We start from the raw sequence: 19,428 nt of genomic DNA, 5'->3' as shown, positions 1-19,428 counted from the left end.
AAAAAGAAACCGGAGCCCTCGGGCTCCGGTTTGCGATGTTACTACAGCCTTGCCGGAACATCGAACCCGATGCGCCGGCGCGCCGATCAGCGCTTGATCTGATAGAACGCGTCGATACCGGGGTAAACCGCGGCATCGCCCAGTTCTTCTTCGATACGCAGCAACTGGTTGTACTTGGCGATACGGTCGGAACGCGACAGCGAGCCGGTCTTGATCTGCATGCAGTTGGTGGCCACGGCCAGATCGGCGATGGTGCTGTCTTCGGTTTCGCCCGAGCGATGCGACATCACCGAGGTGTAGCCATAACGCTTGGCCAGATCGACAGCGGCCAGGGTTTCGGACAGCGAGCCGATCTGGTTCACCTTGATCAGGATCGAGTTGCAGATGCCGCGCTTGATGCCTTCGGCCAGAATCTTGGTGTTGGTAACGAACAGGTCGTCGCCAACCAGTTGCACGCGCTCGCCCAGGCGATCGGTCAGCACCTTCCAGCCGTCCCAGTCACGCTCGCCCATGCCGTCCTCGATCGAGATGATCGGGTACTTGTTGACGAGGCTTTCCAGGTAATCGACCTGCTGTTCGCTGGTCAGCTCGCGCTTGTCGCTCTTCTTGTAGACATACTTGCCGGTGGCCTTGTCGAAGAACTCGGACGCGGCGCAATCCAGAGCGATGAAAATCTGTTCGCCCGCCTTGTAGCCGGCCTTTTCCACGGCTTGCATCAGCAGGTCCAGCGCTTCCTCGGCGTTGGCCACGTCCGGCGCGAAACCGCCTTCGTCGCCCACCTGGGTCGGCAGATGCTTGTCGTGCAGAATCTTCTTCAGCGCGTGGAAGATTTCGGCGCCGTAGCGCAGCGCTTCACGGAAGGTGGGCGCGCCGGCCGGCACGACCATCAGTTCCTGGAAGTCCAGGCTGTTGGAGGCATGCTCGCCGCCGTTGATGACGTTCATCATCGGCACCGGCAGGCTCATCGGGCCCGAACCGCCCACATAGCGGTACAGCGGCAGGCCGGCCTCGTCGGCGGCGGCCTTGGCCACGGCCAGCGACACGGCCAGGATGGCGTTGGCGCCCAGCTTGCTCTTGTCCTCGGTACCGTCCAGATCGAGCATGGTGCGGTCGATGAAGGCCTGGTCAGCGGCGTCCAGACCGATGATGGCTTCGACGATTTCGGTATTGATGTTCTCGACGGCCTTCAGCACGCCCTTACCCAGATAACGGCTCTTGTCGCCATCGCGCAGTTCGAGCGCTTCGCGCTCGCCAGTGGATGCGCCGGACGGCACCGCAGCGCGGCCCATCACGCCGGATTCGAGCAATACATCGGCCTCTACGGTCGGGTTGCCGCGAGAATCCAGGATCTCACGGGCGATGACTTCAACGATTGCGCTCATTGTTGCAACACCTCTGCATCGGGTTGGTTTAAACGGAAACGCCGCAAGATTGGTTCTGCGGCGCAAGATTACACAGCTTGTTGTTACAAAGTCTGTTCAATCAGCGAGTTTGCCTTAACCACCTGGTCAAGTGCCTTGAGCGTGGTCAGCAGTTCCTTCATCCGCGGCAACGGCCACGCGTTGGGACCATCCGACTTGGCACATGCCGGGTCCGGATGCGTCTCGGCGAACAGCCCGGCGATGCCCGTGGCCACCGCCGCCCGCGCCAGCACCGGAACAAACTCGCGCTGGCCGCCGGATTTATCGCCCTGCCCCCCCGGCAACTGCACCGAGTGGGTGGCATCGAACACGACCGGGCAACCGGTATCGCGCATGATGGCCAGCGAGCGCATGTCGGACACCAGATTGTTATAGCCGAAGCTCACGCCGCGTTCACAGGCCATGAACAGGTCTTCCGGCAGGCCGGCGTCGCGCGCCGCCTCGCGGGCCTTATCCATCACATTCTTCATGTCGCCGGGCGCCAGGAACTGGCCTTTCTTGATGTTCACCGGCTTGCCGGACTGAGCGCAGGCACGGATGAAATCGGTCTGGCGGCACAGGAACGCCGGGGTCTGCAACACATCGACCACCGCCGCCACAGGCTTGATCTGGTCGATCTCGTGGATGTCGGTCAGCACCGGCACACCCACCTGTTCGCGCACCTTGGCCAGAATGCGCAGCCCTTCGTCCATGCCGAAGCCCCGGAACGACTTGCCCGAGGAGCGGTTGGCCTTGTCGAAGCTGGACTTGAAGATGAAGTTGATCCCCAGCTCGCTGGTGATCTCCTTGAGCTGGCCCGCCACATCGATGGAGAACTGCTCGCCTTCGATGACGCAGGGGCCTGCGATCAGGAAAAACGGTTGATCCAGGCCGATCTCGAATCCGCAAAGTTTCATGGATGACTCCGTAGTACGTGAATGCTTGCGATACCCGCGCATCGCCGCGCCGGTGATGGCGCCAGGGCAGGCCCCGGTATCGTGCGAGCCGTGCCGAATCCGCCACACCGCGCACCGCCTCGCCGGGCATGCCCCGGTAGCGCTACCGGGGCGTGGCAGGCAATACGGAAAGCGGCATTGCTCGCCGCATCCCTGCCCCGATGCGCGCCCGCGCCACCGGCGACGATTCCGTCGCCGGCATGGCCCCAGCCGGGCAGACTCAGCAGCTCAATCCCTCGCGCCCATGATCGCGCGCATAGCGGATTGCCGCTTCGATATACGACTTGAACAGCGGGTGTCCATCACGCGGGGTGGACGTGAACTCCGGGTGGAACTGGCAGGCGAAGAACCAGCGATGCTCCGGCAGTTCGATCGTCTCGACCAATTGCTCGGCCCCGGTGGATTTGCCGCTGATGGCCAGGCCGGCTTCGGCCAGACGCGGCAGGTAATGGTTGTTCACTTCGTAACGGTGCCGATGGCGCTCGGTGATCGCCTGCGCGTCATAGATGCGCGCGGCCAGGCTGCCAGGCTGCAAATTGCACTGCTGCGCACCCAGACGCATGGTGCCGCCCAGGTTGGAGTTGGCGTCACGCTTTTCGATGCGGCCATCGTGGTTGACCCATTCATCGATCAGCGCCACGACCGGGTACTCGGTATCGAGATCGAACTCGGTGGAGTTGGCGCCCGCAAGACCGGCCACATCGCGCGCGTATTCGATCAGCGCGATCTGCATGCCCAGGCAGATGCCCAGGTAAGGGATATCGTTTTCGCGGGCGTATTTCACCGCCAGGATCTTGCCTTCCACGCCGCGCTTGCCGAAACCGCCCGGGACCAGGATGGCATCCATGTGTGCCAGGCAACCGGGGCCGTCACTTTCCAGCGATTCGGAATCGACGAAGTGGATCTTCACTTCGCTTTCGGTGTGGATGCCAGCGTGCTTGAGCGCCTCGATCAGCGATTTGTACGATTCGGTCAGATCGACATACTTGCCGACCATGGCGATGTTCACGGTCTGCCGCGGGTTGTCGATGGCGTGGACGATCTTGTCCCACATCGCCAGGTTGGCCGCGGGCAGATTCAGATGCAGTTGGCGGCAGATGATCTCGTCGATCCCCTGCTCGGACAACACGCGCGGAATCTTGTAGATGCTGTCCATGTCCGGGCACGACACCACGGCCTTTTCCGACACGTTGGTGAACAGCGCGATCTTGCTGCGCTCGTCGTCCGGCACCATGCGATCGGCACGGCAGATCAGCACGTCTGGCTGAATGCCGATCTCGCGCAGTTCCTTCACGCTGTGCTGGGTGGGCTTGGTCTTGATCTCGCCGGCGGCGGCAATATAAGGCACGTAGGACAGGTGGACGAAACAGGCGTTTTCGCGGCCCAGTTGCACGCCCATCTGGCGAATGGCTTCCAGGAAGGGCAACGATTCGATATCGCCGACGGTACCGCCAACCTCGATCACCGCCAGTTCCGCGTCGCCCGCGCCCTGGCCGATGAACAGCTTGATTTCGTCGGTGATGTGCGGAATCACCTGGACCGTCTTGCCCAGGTAATCGCCACGGCGTTCCTTCTTGATCACCGACTCGTAAATCTGGCCGGTGGTGAAGTTGTTGCTCTTCCTCATCTTGCTGTGGATGAAGCGCTCGTAATGGCCCAGGTCCAGGTCGGTCTCTGCGCCGTCCTCGGTCACGAAGACCTCGCCGTGCTGCATTGGAGACATGGTGCCCGGATCCACATTGATATACGGATCGAGCTTCATCATGGTGACTTTGAGACCGCGGGATTCGAGCAGTGCGGCCAGGGACGCGGCGGCGATGCCTTTGCCAAGCGAAGACACCACACCACCGGTAACGAAGATGAACTTGGTCATGACAGCTGAGGGGAGTGTGAATTGCGCATTTTACCTGATGGGCCTCCCACCCCTCAATTCTGGACAAGTGCGATGGAATGTGTGTCGAGCGCTGCCAGCGTCCTCGCAGTGCTCAAGATAGCGGGTTCCCGCCCGGCTCGCCCAGACGCCGCCCAGCGGATCGTCGTGCCAAGTCCGGCCGGCGATCCCGACAACAGCAATCGATCGACCGCCCCCTCCGTATCCGGCCACCGGGCGCCGCCCGGCCCTTTTCTCCGCCATCCAATGCGTCTATGAATCGAAAACAAGCGCAATATTGAATTCAGCTTGCACCAGCGTTGCCTTTTTGTTGCACGGCAGCAATTTTATTTTTACTCATTTGCCATGTGATATGTAAGATCCGCGCCAAACGAATAAAACAAAAACTACATCAGTTGAAGTAAACCACTAGAAAGGGAACACGATATGTCCAAAATCGCCTTAGTAACGGGTGGTATGGGCGGCCTCGGCACCGCCATCTGCAAGAAGCTGGCCGACACCGGCTTCAAGGTCGCCACCACCTATTCCCGCCCCGGCAAGGAAATCCAGTGGCTGGCCGACGCCAAGGAAACCGGCTACCTCTTCCATGCCTATGAATGCGACGTCACCGACTTCGACGCGTGCGTGCTGCTGCGCCAGCGCATTGAAGCCGAACTCGGCCCGGTGAGCGTGCTGGTCAACAACGCCGGCATCACGCGCGACACCACCTTCAAAAAGCTGGACAAGGTGCATTGGGACGCGGTGATCGACACCAACCTGAACTCGTTGTTCAACGTCAGCAAGCAGTTCGTCGACGGCATGGTCGAGCGCGGCTGGGGACGGGTCATCAACATCTCGTCGATCAACGGGCAGAAAGGCCAGTTCGGCCAGACCAACTATTCGGCGGCCAAGGCGGGCATGCACGGCTTCAGCATGGCGCTGGCGCAGGAAGTGGCCAAGAAGGGCGTGACGGTGAACACCATCAGCCCGGGCTATATCGCCACCGAAATGGTGATGGCCGTGGCGGAAGACGTACGCGCCAAGATCGTGTCTGGTATTCCGGTCGGCCGGCTCGGCAAACCGGAGGAAATCGCCGGCCTCGTCAGCTATCTTGCCTCCGACCTGGCGGGCTTTATCACGGGCGCCAACCTTGCGATCAACGGTGGCCAGCATATGTGCTGACCTTGTCTCGATTCATTTGGCGAGAAAAATCAAAGCGGCATGCAAGCGCATGCCGCTTTATTTGTATTTTGCGTGCCGGACCTGTCATTGCCCTACAGGCGTTCACTCAGCTCAATCATGGCAGCAGCGTTTTTTTTCGCGGCCTGACATTGCAGCCAATGAGCATGGGCTGGAGTTTCGGCGACACCGATCCAGGGGGTTCAACCTGCAACGCCGTGTCGGCACCTGCTCCTGCCCAACAGCGCGGAAAGCCCGCCAAAGGGGCTGGCCGGCAGCTTCCTCGCGCCGCTGTTCACCGGCGGCCAGTTGCAGGGTCAGGGCCACTTCTACCCAGGTGGGCCATTGTGCATCCATCCATCAATGCTAAACGCAGTTAGCGCACTTAAGTCATGGCAAGTGGGACGTCAAATCGGGGCATTCCCCCAAGGAAAGACTAACAATTATCATCTATAACGATGGCGAAACTTAACAGCGATGAGCCAGACTGCCATCAGCCAAGTCCAGCCTTCGTATTCAGGGAGCCTTTCCGCAATGCCGCATTTCCCGCGCCAATCGGTCCTTCTCGCCTGCCTGATTCCCGTGCTGTTCACCGCCTGCGGCAAATCGCAGGAAGCCAAGCATGTTCCGCCACCGCCGGTTTCCGTCGTCACCATCCAGCCCGCCAATGTGCCAATGATCTACGAAGCAGTCGGCCAGACCGCGGGCTATCGCGAGATCGAAGTGCGTGCACGCGTGGAAGGCATCCTGCTCAAGCGCACCTACACCGAAGGCAAGCCGGTGAAAGAAGGCCAGTTGCTGTTCCAGATCGATCCGGCGCCGTATCGCGCCGCACTCGATCAAGCGCGCGGCGTGCAGGCCCAGGCCAAGGCGCAGCTCGAGAAGGCCCGGCTCGACAAGGAACGCATCGTCCCGCTGTATCAGGAGAATGCCGTCTCCAAGAAGGACTACGACGACGCCTTCGCCGCATTCGACACCGCCACCGCCAATCTCGATTCGGCCAGCGCCAGGTTGCAGGAAGCGCAGATCAACCTGGACTACACCAACGTGGTTGCACCCATCGGCGGCATGGCAAGCAAGATCAACGTCTCCGAAGGCAGCCTGGTCGCGCCGACCGCCAATGGCGGGCTGCTGACCACCATCGCGCAGCTCGACCCGCTTTACGCCAATTTCTCGTTCTCCGAAGCCGACCAGCTCAGCATGCAGCGCGGGCAGCAGGATGGCCGGTTGATCCCGCCCAAGAACCGCAACTTCGAAGTTGAACTGCAGCTTGCAGACGGTTCGAGCTACAGCAAGCGCGGCCATGTCGACTTCGCCGACAGCAAGGTGGACCCCACCACCGGCACCATCCGTGCCCGCGCCATCGTGCCGAACCCAGACGGACAATTGCTGCCTGGTCAATTCGTACGCGTACGCCTCCACGGCGCAACGATCAAGGATGCCATCCTGGTGCCGCAGCGCTCGGTGCTACAGCAGCAGGCCGACAAGATCGTCCTGGTGGTCAACGACAAGAACGTAGTGGAAGTGAGGCCCGTGGAACTCGGCGCCACCCATGGCAACGACTACGTGGTGGCCAAGGGCTTGAAGGGCGGCGAGCGCGTGATCACCGACGGCGTGCTCAAGGCCAAGCCCGGATCACCGGTGACCATTGCACCGCCTGCCGCCCACGCCAGCGCCCCGGCCGCCCGCTAAGGAGAACGCACCATGTTCTCCAAGTTCTTCATCGAACGGCCGATCTTCGCCAGCGTCATCTCCATCATCATCACCCTGGCGGGCCTCGCGGCAATGACTGCGCTGCCCATCGAACAATATCCGCAGATCGTACCGCCGGTGGTCTCGGTAACCGCGAACTACCCCGGCGCGTCGCCGCAGGTGATCGCCGAGACGGTGGCCGCACCGATCGAGGAGCAGGTGAACGGCGTGGAGGACATGCTGTACATGCAGTCCTCCGCCGCCTCCAACGGCTCGATGACGCTCAACGTCTACTTCGCCATCGGCACCGACCCCGATCTCGCCACCATCAACACCAACAACCGGGTGCAGGCAGCGATGGCGCAACTGCCGGATGAGGTGAAACGCCAGGGCGTGACGGTGAAGAAAAAATCCACCGCCATCCTGGGCTTCGTCACGCTGGATGCGCAGGATGGCCGCTACGACGCGCTCTACCTGTCCAACTACGCCGAGCTCAATGTCGTCGACGAACTCAAGCGCATCAGCGGCGTCGGCGATGTTTCCATCATCGGCGCTGGCGACTATGCGATGCGCGTCTGGCTACGGCCGGACAAGCTCGCCGAATTGTCGATGACGCCTTCGGACATCACCTCCGCCATCCAGGAGCAGAACAAACAGTTCGCCGCCGGCAAGGTCGGCGCCGAGCCGACCTCGCGCCCGCTGGAGTTCACCTACACCGCCACCGCGCGCGGCCGGCTGGAGGATGTGAAGGATTTCGAGAACATCATCATCCGCTCCGACTCGGACGGCTCGCAGACCAAGCTCAAGGATGTGGCTCGCATCGAACTGGGATCGGCCAGCTACGACGTGGTCTCCAAGCGTAATGGCAAGCCCACTGTCGGCATTGGCCTGTACCTGCAACCGGGCGCCAACGCCATCGGCGTGCTCGATGCGGTGAACGCGAAGATGAAGGAACTGGAACCGCGCTTCCCGCCGGGCATGCAGTACAACATCCCCTACGACACCACCAAGTTCGTGAAGATCTCGATCGAGGAGGTGGTCCACACGCTGGTCGAGGCCATCATCCTGGTGTTCCTGGTGGTGTTCATCTTTCTGCAGAACTTCCGCGCCACGCTGATTCCCTGCATTGCGGTGCCGGTCTCGTTGATCGGCACCTTCGCCGGCATGGTGCTGCTGGGCTTCTCGATCAACCTGCTCACACTGTTCGGCATGGTGCTCGCCATCGGCATCGTGGTCGACGATGCCATCGTGGTGCTGGAAAACGTCGAACGCATCATGACCACCGAGAAATGCAGCCCCAAACAGGCGGCAATCAAGGCGATGGAAGAGGTCTCCGGCCCGGTGGTTGCCATCGTGCTGGTGCTGTGCTCGGTGTTCCTGCCGGTGGCCTTCATGGGCGGGATGACCGGGGTGATGTACAAGCAGTTCGCCGTCACCATCGCCGTGTCCGTCACCATCTCCGGTCTCGTCGCACTGACGCTCACCCCAGCGCTGTGCGCGCTGATCCTGAAGCCCAGCCATCATCAGCCGAACAAGTTCTTCCTCTGGTTCAACAACGGCTTCGATCGGCTCACCGGCGGCTACGTGCGCGGCGTATCCTTCCTCAATCGCCGGGTGCTGGTGGCCTTCGCCGTGTTCGGCGCGCTGATGGTCTGCCTGTTGCTCCTGTTCAAGACCGTGCCGGGTGGCCTTGTACCGGACGAGGACCAGGGCTATCTGATGGTGGTACCAGTGATGCCGGACGCCGCATCGCTCACCCGCACGCAGGCGGTCACCGGCCAGCTCGATGCCTTCCTGACCAAAGAGCCGGACGTAGCGCAGGTACTGAGCTTTGCCGGATTCGACCTGCTGTCCAGCACCTACCGCTCCAACGCCGCAGCGGTGTTCGTCACGCTGAAGGATTGGAACGACCGCAAGGGTGAAGGGCAGGATTCGTTCTCGCTGGCGAAGAAGATCATGGCAGCCGGCTTTGCCATCAAGGAATCGGTGGTACTGGCCTTCAATCCGCCCGCGATCACCGGCATGTCCACCACCGGTGGGCTGGAAGCGTATCTGCAAAGCCGCGCCACCACCGATCCCAAGCAGATCGAAGCGGCAACCCAGGCCTACATTGCCGCGGCACAGAAGCGCCCGGAGTTTGCCAGCGTCACCACCACCTACCGCGCCTCGGTGCCACAGATGTTCTTCGATCTGGATCGGGAAAAAGCCAAGACACTGGGCGTCCCGGTCGACCAGGTGTTCAACGCGCTGTCGGCCACCTTCGGCTCGCTCTACGTGAACGACTTCAACAAATTCGGCCGCACCTACAAGGTACAGTTGCAATCCGAAGCCGACTTCCGTTCGCGCCCCGAAGATATCCGCAACGTGTTCGTACGCTCGTCCAGCGGCAACATGATCCCACTCGATTCGCTGGTTCGGGTCGAGCGGGTGACCGGGCCGGAACTCGTCGAGCGCTTCAACGTATTCTCAGCAGCCAAAGTGATGCTGCAACCAGCTCCCGGCTATTCCAGCGGCCAGGCCATCGCCGCCGCCGAAGCGGTCGCGGCCGAAACGCTGAGCGCCGATTACTCGCTGTCCTGGACCGGTAGCGCGTACCAGGAAAAGGCAGCGGGCGGCTCCTCGGCCCAGGCCTTTATCTTCGGCATCATCATGGTGTTCCTGATCCTGGCCGCCCAGTACGAGCGCTGGACATTGCCGCTCGCTGTCATCACCGCGGTGCCATTCGCGCTGTTCGGCGCCATGCTGGCGGTCTGGCTCACCGGGCTCAACAACGACGTGTATTTCCAGATCGGCCTCGTTACGCTGATCGGTCTCGCGGCCAAGAACGCCATCCTGATCGTCGAATTCGCCGTCGAAAAATACCGCGAGGGCATGAGCCTGATGGATGCGGCACTGGAAGCGGCACGCCTGCGCTTCCGCCCCATCGTGATGACCTCGCTCGCCTTCATCCTGGGCTGCGTGCCGCTGGTAACCTCCAGCGGCGCCGGCGCAGCGAGCCGGCACTCGATCGGCACCGGCGTGATCGGCGGCATGCTCGCCGCCACCCTGATCGCCACCTTCTTCATCCCGCTCTTCTTCCGCCTGATCATGAAGCCAGCCGAAAAGAAACGGCAGCAACAACACGCCGCACAACAGGAGGCCGGCCATGAATAGGCCTCGCATCGCCCTGCGCGGCAGCGTCCTCGCCCTGCTCCTGGCGCTGAACGGCTGCGCCCTGCTCAGCCCCGATCGCACACCGGTCGCGCTCGACCTGCCCGAAGGCAGCCAAGTCGCCACCATCGACAGCCAATGGTGGCACTTGTTCGGCGACAAGGAACTGGACGCCCTGGTCGAGCGCGCCCGCGAACGCAATGCGGATGCGCAGATCGCCATCGCCCGCATCGAAGAAGCGCGCGCCGCGCTGGGCATCGCCTCCGCCGAACAGTTGCCGCGGCTGGACCTCGGCGCCGACGCCAGCCGGCAACGCGTCTCGGAGAACGGCCTGCAACGCGGGCTGCGCCCCAATCCCTACGACAGCTACCAATTTGCCGCCAGCGCCAGTTGGGAGCTAGACCTGTGGGGCCGGGTGCGCAATCAGCGCGAAGCCGCGCTGGCCCAACTGCAAGCCACGCAGTACGACTACGAGAGCGTGCTGCTGGCGGTGAGCGCCGCCACCGTCGAAGCGTATTTCAACCTGCGGGCACTGGATGCGCAGGTCAACGTCGCCCAGCAGACGCTGACCACGCGCGAAGAGTCGTACCAGTTGCGGGTGAAGCGCTTCCAGGGTGGCCTGACCTCCGAACTGGACGTGCGCCAGGCCGAGGCCGAGCTGATGGACGCCCGCGCCGCGCTGCCGCAGTTGCAGGCATCGCAGACCCAGGCACAGAACATCCTGTTCATCCTCTCCGGCGCCAGCCCACGCGAGCTGTACGATGAAACGGCCCCGCGCGGCACCAGTATCGAAGGTTTGCTGCCGGGCCTGTTCACCCTGCCCGCCGGCCTGCCATCAGACCTGCTGCTGCGCCGACCCGATGTCCAGAGCGCCGAACAGCAACTGCGCGCCACGCGCGCGCAGATTCAGGTCGCCCGCGCAGCGTACTTCCCCCGCATCACCCTGACCGGCCTGTTCGGCGTGCAGAGCCTGGAGTTCAGCGACCTGTTCAAAGGCCCCTCGAAAGTGTGGGGCTTTGCCGGTGACCTGACGATGCCGCTGTTCGACAACGGCCTCACCGCCGCCCAGGTGGATCAGGCACGCGCCCGCGACAAACAGGCCGCCATCAACTACACCCAGACCGTGCGCAGCGCCTTCGGCGACGTGCGGGTGGGGCTGGATGGCGTGCAACGCAGCCGCGAGCGGGCCGAAGCGCTGAAGCTGCAATCGAACGCGCTGGCGCGGCAGGTACGCCTGGCCCAGTTGCGTTACGACAACGGCTATTCCGACTACCTGGAAGTCCTGGATGCCGAACGCAGCGACTTCCAGGTGCAGCTCACCCTGATCACCGCCCAGCGCGACGCCCTCGTCGCACAGTTGTCACTGATCAAGGCCCTGGGCGGTGGCTGGCAAGCGCCTGTCGACACCGCAACCAGCAATGCCAGCGCCCCGGGTTGACCCTGCCCTGTTGCCTCATCACACGCCCGTTCCTTGGAACGGGCTTTTTTTTGGGGCCTGATCCTGAAACTGCCCACCAGGCAGCGGCTCGGCGTAAGACCAAACCAGAATAAATTCTGTCTATTTTTGTCAGACAAAAGGCATGAGGAACAGCGCAGAAAGGGCGATCGCCGCGCGTTTTGCATCGCGCCCACCATGGATTCGGCAAAAAGCACGATCACGCCGTGGCAACCGCACCACACTTCGATCCGCCTAAATCGACCGTAGAGCGTGAAAGCGCAACCGTTACGCTGTGCCTGGGCTCACAAACCCCGGTGGGCGCCGCTGCACGATGGTGCAATGCCCACACAATCTGTGACAATGCAGCATCCGGATTGCAAGAAACCTTACAAATCGTCGATGAGCACTGTGCAAATCGCTCACTATCAACTGCTGGAACGCTTGGGCAAAGGCGCCATGGGCGTGGTGTACCGCGCGCGCGATCTGCGCCTGGAACGCGACGTGGCGCTCAAGGTACTCGACGTGGGCGACCTGGGCGAAACCCAGGCCATCGACTACTCCACAAGGCTGTTGCAGGAAGCGCGCTCCGCCGCCCGATTGAATCACCCCGGCATCATCACCATCTACGACTGCGGAACCTGGGAAGGCCAGCCCTACCTGGCGATGGAACTGCTGGAAGGCCGCTCGCTCAAGACCCTGCTCGACCAGCAAGGCACCCTGAGCGTGAAGCAAGTGGCCAGCCTAGCCAAACAGATGTTCGACGCCCTTGAACACGCCCACGCCGCCCAGGTGGTCCATCGCGACATCAAGCCAGCCAACCTGATGCTGATGGCCAACGGCCGGCTCAAGATCATGGATTTCGGCATTGCCCAGCAGCCCACCAGCGAACTCACCCAGGCTGGCACCCTGGTCGGCTCGCCACGCTACATGGCCCCGGAGCAGATCAGCGGCCAGAAACAGGACGGCCGCGCCGACCTGTTCTCCGTCGGCATCGTGCTATATGAAGCCCTGACCGGCCACCCGCCCTTCGTCGGCGAACAACCGATCAGCATCGCCTACAACATCCTGCATACCGCGCCGACCGACCCGCGCACCCTGCGACCAGATACCCCCGACTGGCTGGCGGAGCTGATCCTGAAATGCCTGGCCAAACAGCGTGAAGACCGGTACCCCGACGCCCACGCCGCGCGCAATGCCTTGCTGCTTGGGTCGCGCAGCGCACGCCAGACCGGCAGCGACGCCACCACCAGGCCCCGCCGCCGCCCCAGCCAGACCGAGCCGGCGATCCGCAACGTAGATGCCCACGGCGGCGCCGCGCTGGGCAACCTACTCTGGCAGGACAGCAGCGTATTGCCCCAGCGGCTTTACCAATCCGCGCTCCAGTTGATCCAGCGCGCCCGACAACAATTAGCCGCCCTCAGCGCCTCACTGCGCCCAGCCTGGCAACGCTATCGCCACCTGGCCCCGCGCTGGCAGATCGTCATTGGCGCCGGCGTTGCCGCATTGGCCGTCGCCATCGTACTCACCTTGAGCCAGCCCGTACCGGAACCCGTCGTGGAAGTGGAACGCAGCCCCCACCCACCGGCCCCGGCACCCACCACGCAGCAACGCCCCGCCGAGCCCCTGCCAGTGGTGAAGCTCTCCCCCTGGTCCGAGGACAGCAGCGAGCCCACCGCCGAACTCATCGAACCGGAAACCCAGGTCGCCCAGCCTCCCCGCGCATCGAACGCGGCCACCGCGCAAGACCACAAAACCCTGCCCACCATCGCCATCCGCCCGACCACACCGCAAAAGCGGCAGGAAACGGCACCTCAACCAATCCTCGCCGAGCCCCAACCCGCACCACCCCCGCCTGTACCCGAAGCCGCCAAGCAAGAGGCCAGCAACAACCCGAAAAGCTTCCGCGAGGAAATCGGCAGCGCCTTCGACTGCCTGCGAGGCAAGGTCACCTGCCCACCGGGCGATCCCAAACTGAACGAACGACCCGGGCCCTGAGGCCGGGCAGGAATTGCCCCCGCTGCTGCATCACGGAATAGCTAATGGAAAAAGGCGCCGGATCGAAAGATCGGCGCCTTTTTCCATCGCACAACAACCAACCGGCCGCGCCACCTTGGCATACGGCCAAGGGATATCCAGCAGCGCCAACGGCCTGATGACTGCGGCAGGCGGTCAGCCCGAACCAACAACACCGGATCAATAGCCGCAGAGCGCTTCAAGACGAGCCATTTACGCCGCAGCAACTGATCGCAAAACTGCTTGCCGGGCAAGGTGTGTCAATTTTACTTCAGCCAAATAGCGCAGTTTTACATTGTCATAAACATCATGTACTTTTCCCGAGCTGACAATGTTTATTATTGAACCGTGCCTATATCCAAAGCATGTGTCGGCCGACCATAAACCAATCATTTACCACTGGGGATTTTCATGAAAAAAACGATTGCTTCCGCTATTGCCCTGCTTATCGTTTCCGCCTCGGCCTACGCCGCCATTTACACCTATCCGTGGGACCCGACCAAAGAAAGCCCGCTGACCACTTGCGATCGCTATGGCGCCAGCTTTGTAAATGCCTCGGTGAGCGGGCGCTGGGTTCAATGCTCCAAATAATCGCCTTATCCATCATGGGCATGTAACGCACCAATGCGAGAACTTACGCCAGATTCAACCATTGTATTTGGCGTAATTCCATTTACATTCCGGATGATGAAAGCAAGCCGCCGACCTTAAGGTCGGCGGCTTTTTTGTTGCAAACGTAAAAATCTTATTCCATTAAAAAAAGGCAGCTTCGTTTGTCAATCCAGGAAAAACAACCCTAAGGTTGGCGTTTTTGTGGAAATCTCGAGCAACTGGCAATGGCAGCCGCTTGTTGAACCGCCCAACATCAATGCCATCCCGATGCAGCGCATAGCGCACCATTTACCGCCACCTTCAGACAGAGCGATGGCGCCCATAACCACCCGACGCAGCCATCGGCCACCTCAAATCTCCTTCACCACTGCCAAGATAAATAATGACGAGCAACCCACTCATCAGCACGGCGTTTCTGCTCGTTGCGAGTGAGCCACCAAAGCAATTACTGCCGTGAGGTTGGCACAGGCGAAGCCAAGCTGGTTTAGCAACACCGCGCGGTATCTATCCCAGACCCAAAAGCCGCTTTCCCGCATGACGCCTTGCAGATCACCCAATGCCTGGACCACAAAAATCAACGTCAAATCAAACGCTTGGCCTTATTTCCAGCAAGCATTCGCACCCATTCAACAAGATGGCAAAAGCCGGAGCCAGTCAAGCTGTGTCAATTTTACTTCAGCTGCACGTGACAATTTTACATTGTCATAAATATGCTGTACTTTTTTCTGGCTGACAACAGCTTTATTAAACCCACCCTTCTGATGGGTCGTGTCGGCTTGACTATAAACCAGTCTTTTTTACCACTTGGATGGAAATTTCTATGAAAAAAGCAATTGCTTTGGTTGCCACGCTGCTTGTCGTTTCTGCTTCGGCCTACGCTGCCATTTACACGTATTCCTGGGACCCCACAAAAGAAAGCCCGCTGACCACCTGCGCGAGATATGGCGCCGAATTTGTGAACGCCTCGGTAAGCGGCCGCTGGGTTCAGTGCTCCAAGTAACAACCCAGCACACATGTTATTAATATGTAACGTGCTGGCCTAGCTTTGTGCCAAACCTATAATTGGATTTGGCACGAACCTAGCATTCATCTATACGATGAAAACTAACCGCCGACCTTGAGGTCGGCGGTTTTTTATTGCGATCATGGAAGGCTCAATTAATAGGGGTTGACGACTTGGTTTGTTAATTTACCGAACATTCAAAGCAAATTCACCGGCAACAATCAATGACCTCTGGGTAATAATTCGACGATCAGTTTGAACTTCATCGATAACCCATTGGTGCCACACTATTTTACGCCCCGAAAATCAGTGACCAATGGCCGTTCGAAAATGATTGAAGCAGATTCTGTTTTCTTTAAACTTGGGGCATCTCATTGACACAAGAAGCGATCGTGACCAAGGAAAACTGGCTGAATGGTGGGGCCTCGTCTACAGAAATGCCGGACGGAGATGACAACGTTGCGCGCATCGCGGCGCAAGCGTTGACGGGGTTTCGGCAGTTGAAGCATCAAGCCACCACGGCCAAGAGTGCCAGGACAGAAGCCAAGGCCGAAGCGGCGGACGGTGAAGAACCGAGCAGTTAGCACCGCAGCAGACAGGCAGCAGACCAACAAAAACCGGGGCGTGTAACACACGCCCCGGTTTTTGTTTGCGCTAGTGACCAATGCTCAGTAGCGGGATCAACCCGGCACTGGCGCTTGCAGTGCCTTGCAACAAAGCTCAAGCTCTTCGCGTTCCACATCGCACAGGTTGGCCCAATCCTCGGCCATGCGGCTGCCGATCCCCGCTAAGTCATGGGCGTTGGCGTGAACCGTGGAAAGCTCGGCAATAGCGCGGAACAGCGCGCCCAGTTCGATAAAACCCTGTCGGGCTTGGCAAGCTTGGTCAATGGCTTGGTCAAGCGAACTGATGCAAGAAAGCCAGGGTGTGGTAGTGGGGACAGCGGGGTTGGGGACGGAATGAGGCATGGTCAGACTCCTTGACGGCGATATTGAAACCGCCACCCCGCTTCCAAACGGGTGGGCGGAACCGTGCGGGTTGGAAGACCGGGTCAAGGAGCCGGCAGGGCTCGCGCCCTCCCACACGGCCCGCCCATAAAGGGCAATGCCATGCACGACGGACGTAAAAATAGCCGCTTGCGGGTAATGCAGGCGGCTGGTCCGCCTTGACTCCGGGCTTCCAAACCCGGTCGCGTGATTGAACGCGACGGTGGGAGCTTAGGCCAGTGGGGCGAGGTTGTAAATGGGTTCGGGGAAAACACTTACCGGCTGCAAGGCGACGCCAAACCGCCGCGAACAATGGCGAAAAGCTCGGCGTTACTGATGCTACTGGGCAAAAAAAAGCAGTTTTTTTGGTTAGCAGCTTTTATCTGCCTCATTATCGTTGAAAATTTCAACCAACAATTTGAGTTATTTTAATTCGAAGACTCTCTTCATCCAATTCATACCCCTCTCGATCCGGATCGGGATTATACAAATCTGCCAAGCAAAAAATACTGGACAATTTTTCATTCAACTCAGAATCGTCTTTCTGAAGAAACCCTCTATCTCTTTCTATTTTCCATAATTCCATATACGCGGAAGAAAAAATCTCAGCACTTAATCTACCCACTACAAAGGATCGGGCAAATTCAAACAAAGCAGCGCTCATCTTAATATTCCATTTTTCATGAAGTTCTCGAACTGAGCCGTGCCGGGCGCAAGTTTGAACCCAGTGACAAAATTCCCCGACCCATCAAGAACAACAGCATTATTGGTTTGCGGGTTAAAGTAAACTTTGGAATCTTTAACAAAGCCATAGGTACCTTTTTTGACCGTAGCCCCATCCGACATGTGCTCTTTAATTGCATTTTCAAATTGTGCAATAGTTCCTGGATTTTTTTTGGTTGTTGTGACTCCAAAATCAGAAGCATGCTTAAATTTTTTGTCGAGTTGTTTCTGAGTAATATTGGTCAACTCAGAGGAAGTGCTCGCATCAGAAACAGCACCTTTAGCTCCATTTTTCGTTCCCTGCTCACCAACTGTCTGCGGTTTCAGCCCCGTCAATCCCAACGCAGCATAAGCAGCAAAGTCCGTGGTATTGACCAGATTCTTCATCAGATTGGCTTCCAGCCAACCACAGTTCTTTCCTATGCAATTATCGATAATGCTTGCATACCACTGCGCACTGTTTTCGTACTCTCGACGAAGAATCTCATCCTGCACCCCCAGTGCTGCATAGGCGGCAGGATCAAGGAATACTTCGTTCCTGATCCGGGCCATGCAAGCTTGGTCGCCTGCTTCCATGCACCCTTTCAGTTCAAGAATATTCGCCAGCGATTCTTCAGCCATGCGTTTGCTGACATTCTGTTCGCACTGGGGCTTGCCGTCACATTTCTTGAGTTCATCCGCATATTTCTTGGGATGTTTCAAGAAGTTGTTCTCCACCGCGTTCTGTTCGATCGCGGTGCCGTTGGCGATGCTCGCCACATCCCCTCCCGCCAGCCCGATCCCTGCCGCCGTCAGCACTTGCGTGGCGGCCACGAACAGGTCGGGGTGTTTGATGTTGCCAAGGTCGTCTTTTTCAAACGCTTGCGCCAGGGCGTTGGGCAGTAGGTCGCCCAGGGCGCCGGCACTCATTCCGAGTTGCCAGTCGCCGCCGGTGAGGACGGCCAGGGCACCGCCCAGCGCGGCGTGCGCGGCGATCTTTTCCACGCTGCCTTCGTCGAAGGTGTCGCCGATGGTCTTGGCGATCTGCGCGGCGTACGGTTTGACCAGTTCGGCCATGGCGTCGTACATGGCCTGTTTTTCGGCCACTTTTTCTTTGTCGAAGATTTGGTCGATGGCGCCATTGGCGTTGCGGGTGTCGCGGCTCAGGTCGGCCACGTCTTGTTTTTGGTTCTCTTGGTCGCGGAGGGTGATGCTGCCTTCGCTGACGGCGGCGTGGCTGGTGCCGCTGGCGTCGCCGTTCTGGCTGTTGCCTTTGGGCGCGAAGCCGCTTTTGCCAAGGCCTTGGTCCAGGCTGCCGCTGGTGCTGAGGGTGATGCCGACGCTGGTGGCTTTGTATTCGGCTTCGTTCTGCAGGTCGCTGAAGCCGAGGGTGCCGGTGTCCAGTTTGTTTTTGGCGGGGTCGGCGGTGCTGGCGATCACGCCGCCGTTGAGCTGGGTGTGGCCTTCGACGTAAACGTTGAAGCCGCCTTCGCCGGCAAACAGGCCACTTTGTTCCTGTACGGAGAGGTAGTCGCTGTCGGTCTTGCTTTTGTTGAAGCTGGCGCTGGCGCTGCCGGTCATGCTGCCGAAGGTGAAGCTGCCGCTGATGCCGCTGCTGGTCTGTTTGGCGTGGTAGTCGATGTCGTCCTGTTGGCTTTGGATCAGTAGGTCGCCGCCAATGTCGGCGATCACGGTTTTGCCGGTGGCCTGGGCGCCGATCAGGCTGGTGTCGCCACCGCTTTTGAGGGTGAGCGTTTCGCCGGCGGTGACGGTAGTTTCTTTGTATGTCAGTGCATCGCCTGCGGTGTTGCCTTTGGCTTTGTTGGCGCTGGCGAAGATGCTGAATCCCACGCCGTTGCCGCTGGCGCCGATGCCGACGCCGGCTTTCCAGCCGCTGCTCTTGTTGTCGCTGCGTTCGCGCGCCCGTTCTTCGGCGCTTTGCAGCGTCAGGTCGTTGGCGGCATCCAGCGTGACGTTTTTGCCGTCGAGCTGGCTGCCCAGGATGCTCAGGTTGCCCTGGCCGGTTTCGCCGTCGCCGCGTGCCACGATGGTGAGGTCGCCGCCGGCTTTGACGCTGCTGGCGTGGGCGGTCTGCTGGTCCTGTTCCAGTTGGTATTCGCTTTTGCTGCTGCCCACGCTGATCTGGAGCTGGACGCCCATGTTGTTGAGGCTGCCTTCGGCATCGACCAGTTCTCCGTCCACCATGGTTTTGGCGCCGGCCAGTTGGCCCATGCGGTAGATGCTGTCGGCCGCTTGCAGGGTTTTGACGGCGGTGAGGCGGCCGTCCTCGGCGTCGCTGGCTTGTTCGGCGCTGGTGACCACTTGTTGGGCCAGGTCCACCAGTGCGCCGCCCAGCCCGATGCTCAGCCCGGACTGTTTCTGCTTTTGCGTTTCGGCGTAGTGCTGCGTTTCCGCTGCCGCTTCGAT

15 protein-coding genes are annotated in these 19,428 nt (G+C 60.2%); 8 read left to right on the top strand and 7 right to left on the bottom strand.

The features are described from left to right. Nucleotides 1–86: 86 nt before the first annotated feature. The 3 genes from eno to pyrG all read right to left on the bottom strand — a co-directional run bounded on the left by eno (nucleotide 87) and on the right by pyrG (nucleotide 4,229). Entirely contained in the window at nucleotides 87–1,382 is a 1,296-nt protein-coding gene (eno, locus tag FAZ21_RS18015) for a phosphopyruvate hydratase (protein WP_136774822.1), read from the bottom strand. Between the two features lie 83 nt (nucleotides 1,383–1,465). Next, nucleotides 1,466–2,317, bottom strand: a complete 852-nt coding sequence (gene kdsA / locus FAZ21_RS18010; protein WP_136774821.1) for a 3-deoxy-8-phosphooctulonate synthase — start codon at nucleotides 2,315–2,317, stop codon at nucleotides 1,466–1,468. A 259-nt stretch (nucleotides 2,318–2,576) separates the two neighbouring features. Next, nucleotides 2,577–4,229 (bottom strand): CTP synthase, encoded by a 1,653-nt coding sequence (gene pyrG, locus FAZ21_RS18005; protein ID WP_136774820.1) that lies wholly within the window; start codon nucleotides 4,227–4,229, stop codon nucleotides 2,577–2,579. Nucleotides 4,230–4,673: 444 nt separating this feature from the next. Here pyrG and FAZ21_RS18000 point away from each other — a divergent pair, with 444 nt between their 5' ends. The 6 genes from FAZ21_RS18000 (at nucleotide 4,674) to FAZ21_RS17975 (ending at nucleotide 14,289) form a co-directional block, all read left to right on the top strand. Then, nucleotides 4,674–5,408, top strand: coding sequence for a beta-ketoacyl-ACP reductase (locus FAZ21_RS18000; protein WP_136774819.1), 735 nt, complete (start codon nucleotides 4,674–4,676; stop codon nucleotides 5,406–5,408). Between the two features lie 531 nt (nucleotides 5,409–5,939). Next, on the top strand, nucleotides 5,940–7,097 hold the full coding sequence (locus FAZ21_RS17995) for an efflux RND transporter periplasmic adaptor subunit (protein WP_136774818.1): 1,158 nt from the start codon (nucleotides 5,940–5,942) through the stop codon (nucleotides 7,095–7,097). A gap of 12 nt (nucleotides 7,098–7,109) precedes the next feature. Further along, nucleotides 7,110–10,250 (top strand): efflux RND transporter permease subunit, encoded by a 3,141-nt coding sequence (locus FAZ21_RS17990; RefSeq protein WP_136774817.1) that lies wholly within the window; start codon nucleotides 7,110–7,112, stop codon nucleotides 10,248–10,250. Then, complete coding sequence (locus FAZ21_RS17985; RefSeq protein ID WP_136774816.1) at nucleotides 10,243–11,685, top strand: efflux transporter outer membrane subunit; 1,443 nt, start codon at nucleotides 10,243–10,245, stop codon at nucleotides 11,683–11,685. Before FAZ21_RS17990 ends, FAZ21_RS17985 begins: the two co-directional genes overlap by 8 nt. Before the next feature lie 399 nt (nucleotides 11,686–12,084). Then, entirely contained in the window at nucleotides 12,085–13,680 is a 1,596-nt protein-coding gene (locus tag FAZ21_RS17980) for a serine/threonine-protein kinase (RefSeq protein ID WP_169307483.1), read from the top strand. Between the two features lie 429 nt (nucleotides 13,681–14,109). Next, nucleotides 14,110–14,289, top strand: a complete 180-nt coding sequence (locus tag FAZ21_RS17975) for a hypothetical protein (RefSeq protein ID WP_136774814.1) — start codon at nucleotides 14,110–14,112, stop codon at nucleotides 14,287–14,289. 162 nt (nucleotides 14,290–14,451) lie between these two features. Here the strand turns inward: FAZ21_RS17975 and FAZ21_RS20435 are convergent, their stop codons facing one another. After that, nucleotides 14,452–14,598, bottom strand: a complete 147-nt coding sequence (locus tag FAZ21_RS20435) for a hypothetical protein (RefSeq protein WP_169307482.1) — start codon at nucleotides 14,596–14,598, stop codon at nucleotides 14,452–14,454. A gap of 532 nt (nucleotides 14,599–15,130) precedes the next feature. Between FAZ21_RS20435 and FAZ21_RS17970 the strand changes: the two genes are divergently transcribed. Together FAZ21_RS17970 and FAZ21_RS17965 are read left to right on the top strand one after the other, a co-directional pair. Continuing rightward, the gene (locus FAZ21_RS17970; protein ID WP_136774813.1) at nucleotides 15,131–15,310 is read left to right on the top strand and encodes a hypothetical protein; all 180 of its coding nucleotides are present in this window, start codon (nucleotides 15,131–15,133) and stop codon (nucleotides 15,308–15,310) included. Nucleotides 15,311–15,705: 395 nt separating this feature from the next. Then, nucleotides 15,706–15,897 (top strand): hypothetical protein, encoded by a 192-nt coding sequence (locus FAZ21_RS17965; RefSeq protein WP_136774812.1) that lies wholly within the window; start codon nucleotides 15,706–15,708, stop codon nucleotides 15,895–15,897. 96 nt (nucleotides 15,898–15,993) lie between these two features. On the opposite strand, the gene FAZ21_RS17960 is transcribed toward FAZ21_RS17965, so the two are convergent. From FAZ21_RS17960 to FAZ21_RS17950, 3 genes are all read right to left on the bottom strand, one after another. After that, nucleotides 15,994–16,281 (bottom strand): hypothetical protein, encoded by a 288-nt coding sequence (locus FAZ21_RS17960; protein ID WP_136774811.1) that lies wholly within the window; start codon nucleotides 16,279–16,281, stop codon nucleotides 15,994–15,996. A gap of 424 nt (nucleotides 16,282–16,705) precedes the next feature. Next, a complete protein-coding gene (locus tag FAZ21_RS17955) occupies nucleotides 16,706–16,963 on the bottom strand; it encodes a colicin immunity domain-containing protein (protein WP_136774810.1) in 258 nt (85 codons plus the stop codon). After that, the coding region (locus tag FAZ21_RS17950; protein ID WP_211243519.1) for a hemagglutinin repeat-containing protein at nucleotides 16,960–19,428 on the bottom strand (2,469 nt) is incomplete at its 5' end. The genes FAZ21_RS17955 and FAZ21_RS17950, both read right to left, overlap by 4 nt.

This window comes from Chitiniphilus eburneus (genome assembly GCF_005048205.1).
In the GTDB taxonomy this organism is placed as follows: domain Bacteria; phylum Pseudomonadota; class Gammaproteobacteria; order Burkholderiales; family Chitinibacteraceae; genus Chitiniphilus; species Chitiniphilus eburneus.
Note: the sequence above shows the minus strand (reverse complement) of the source record. Positions and strands in the feature narration are given on the sequence as shown.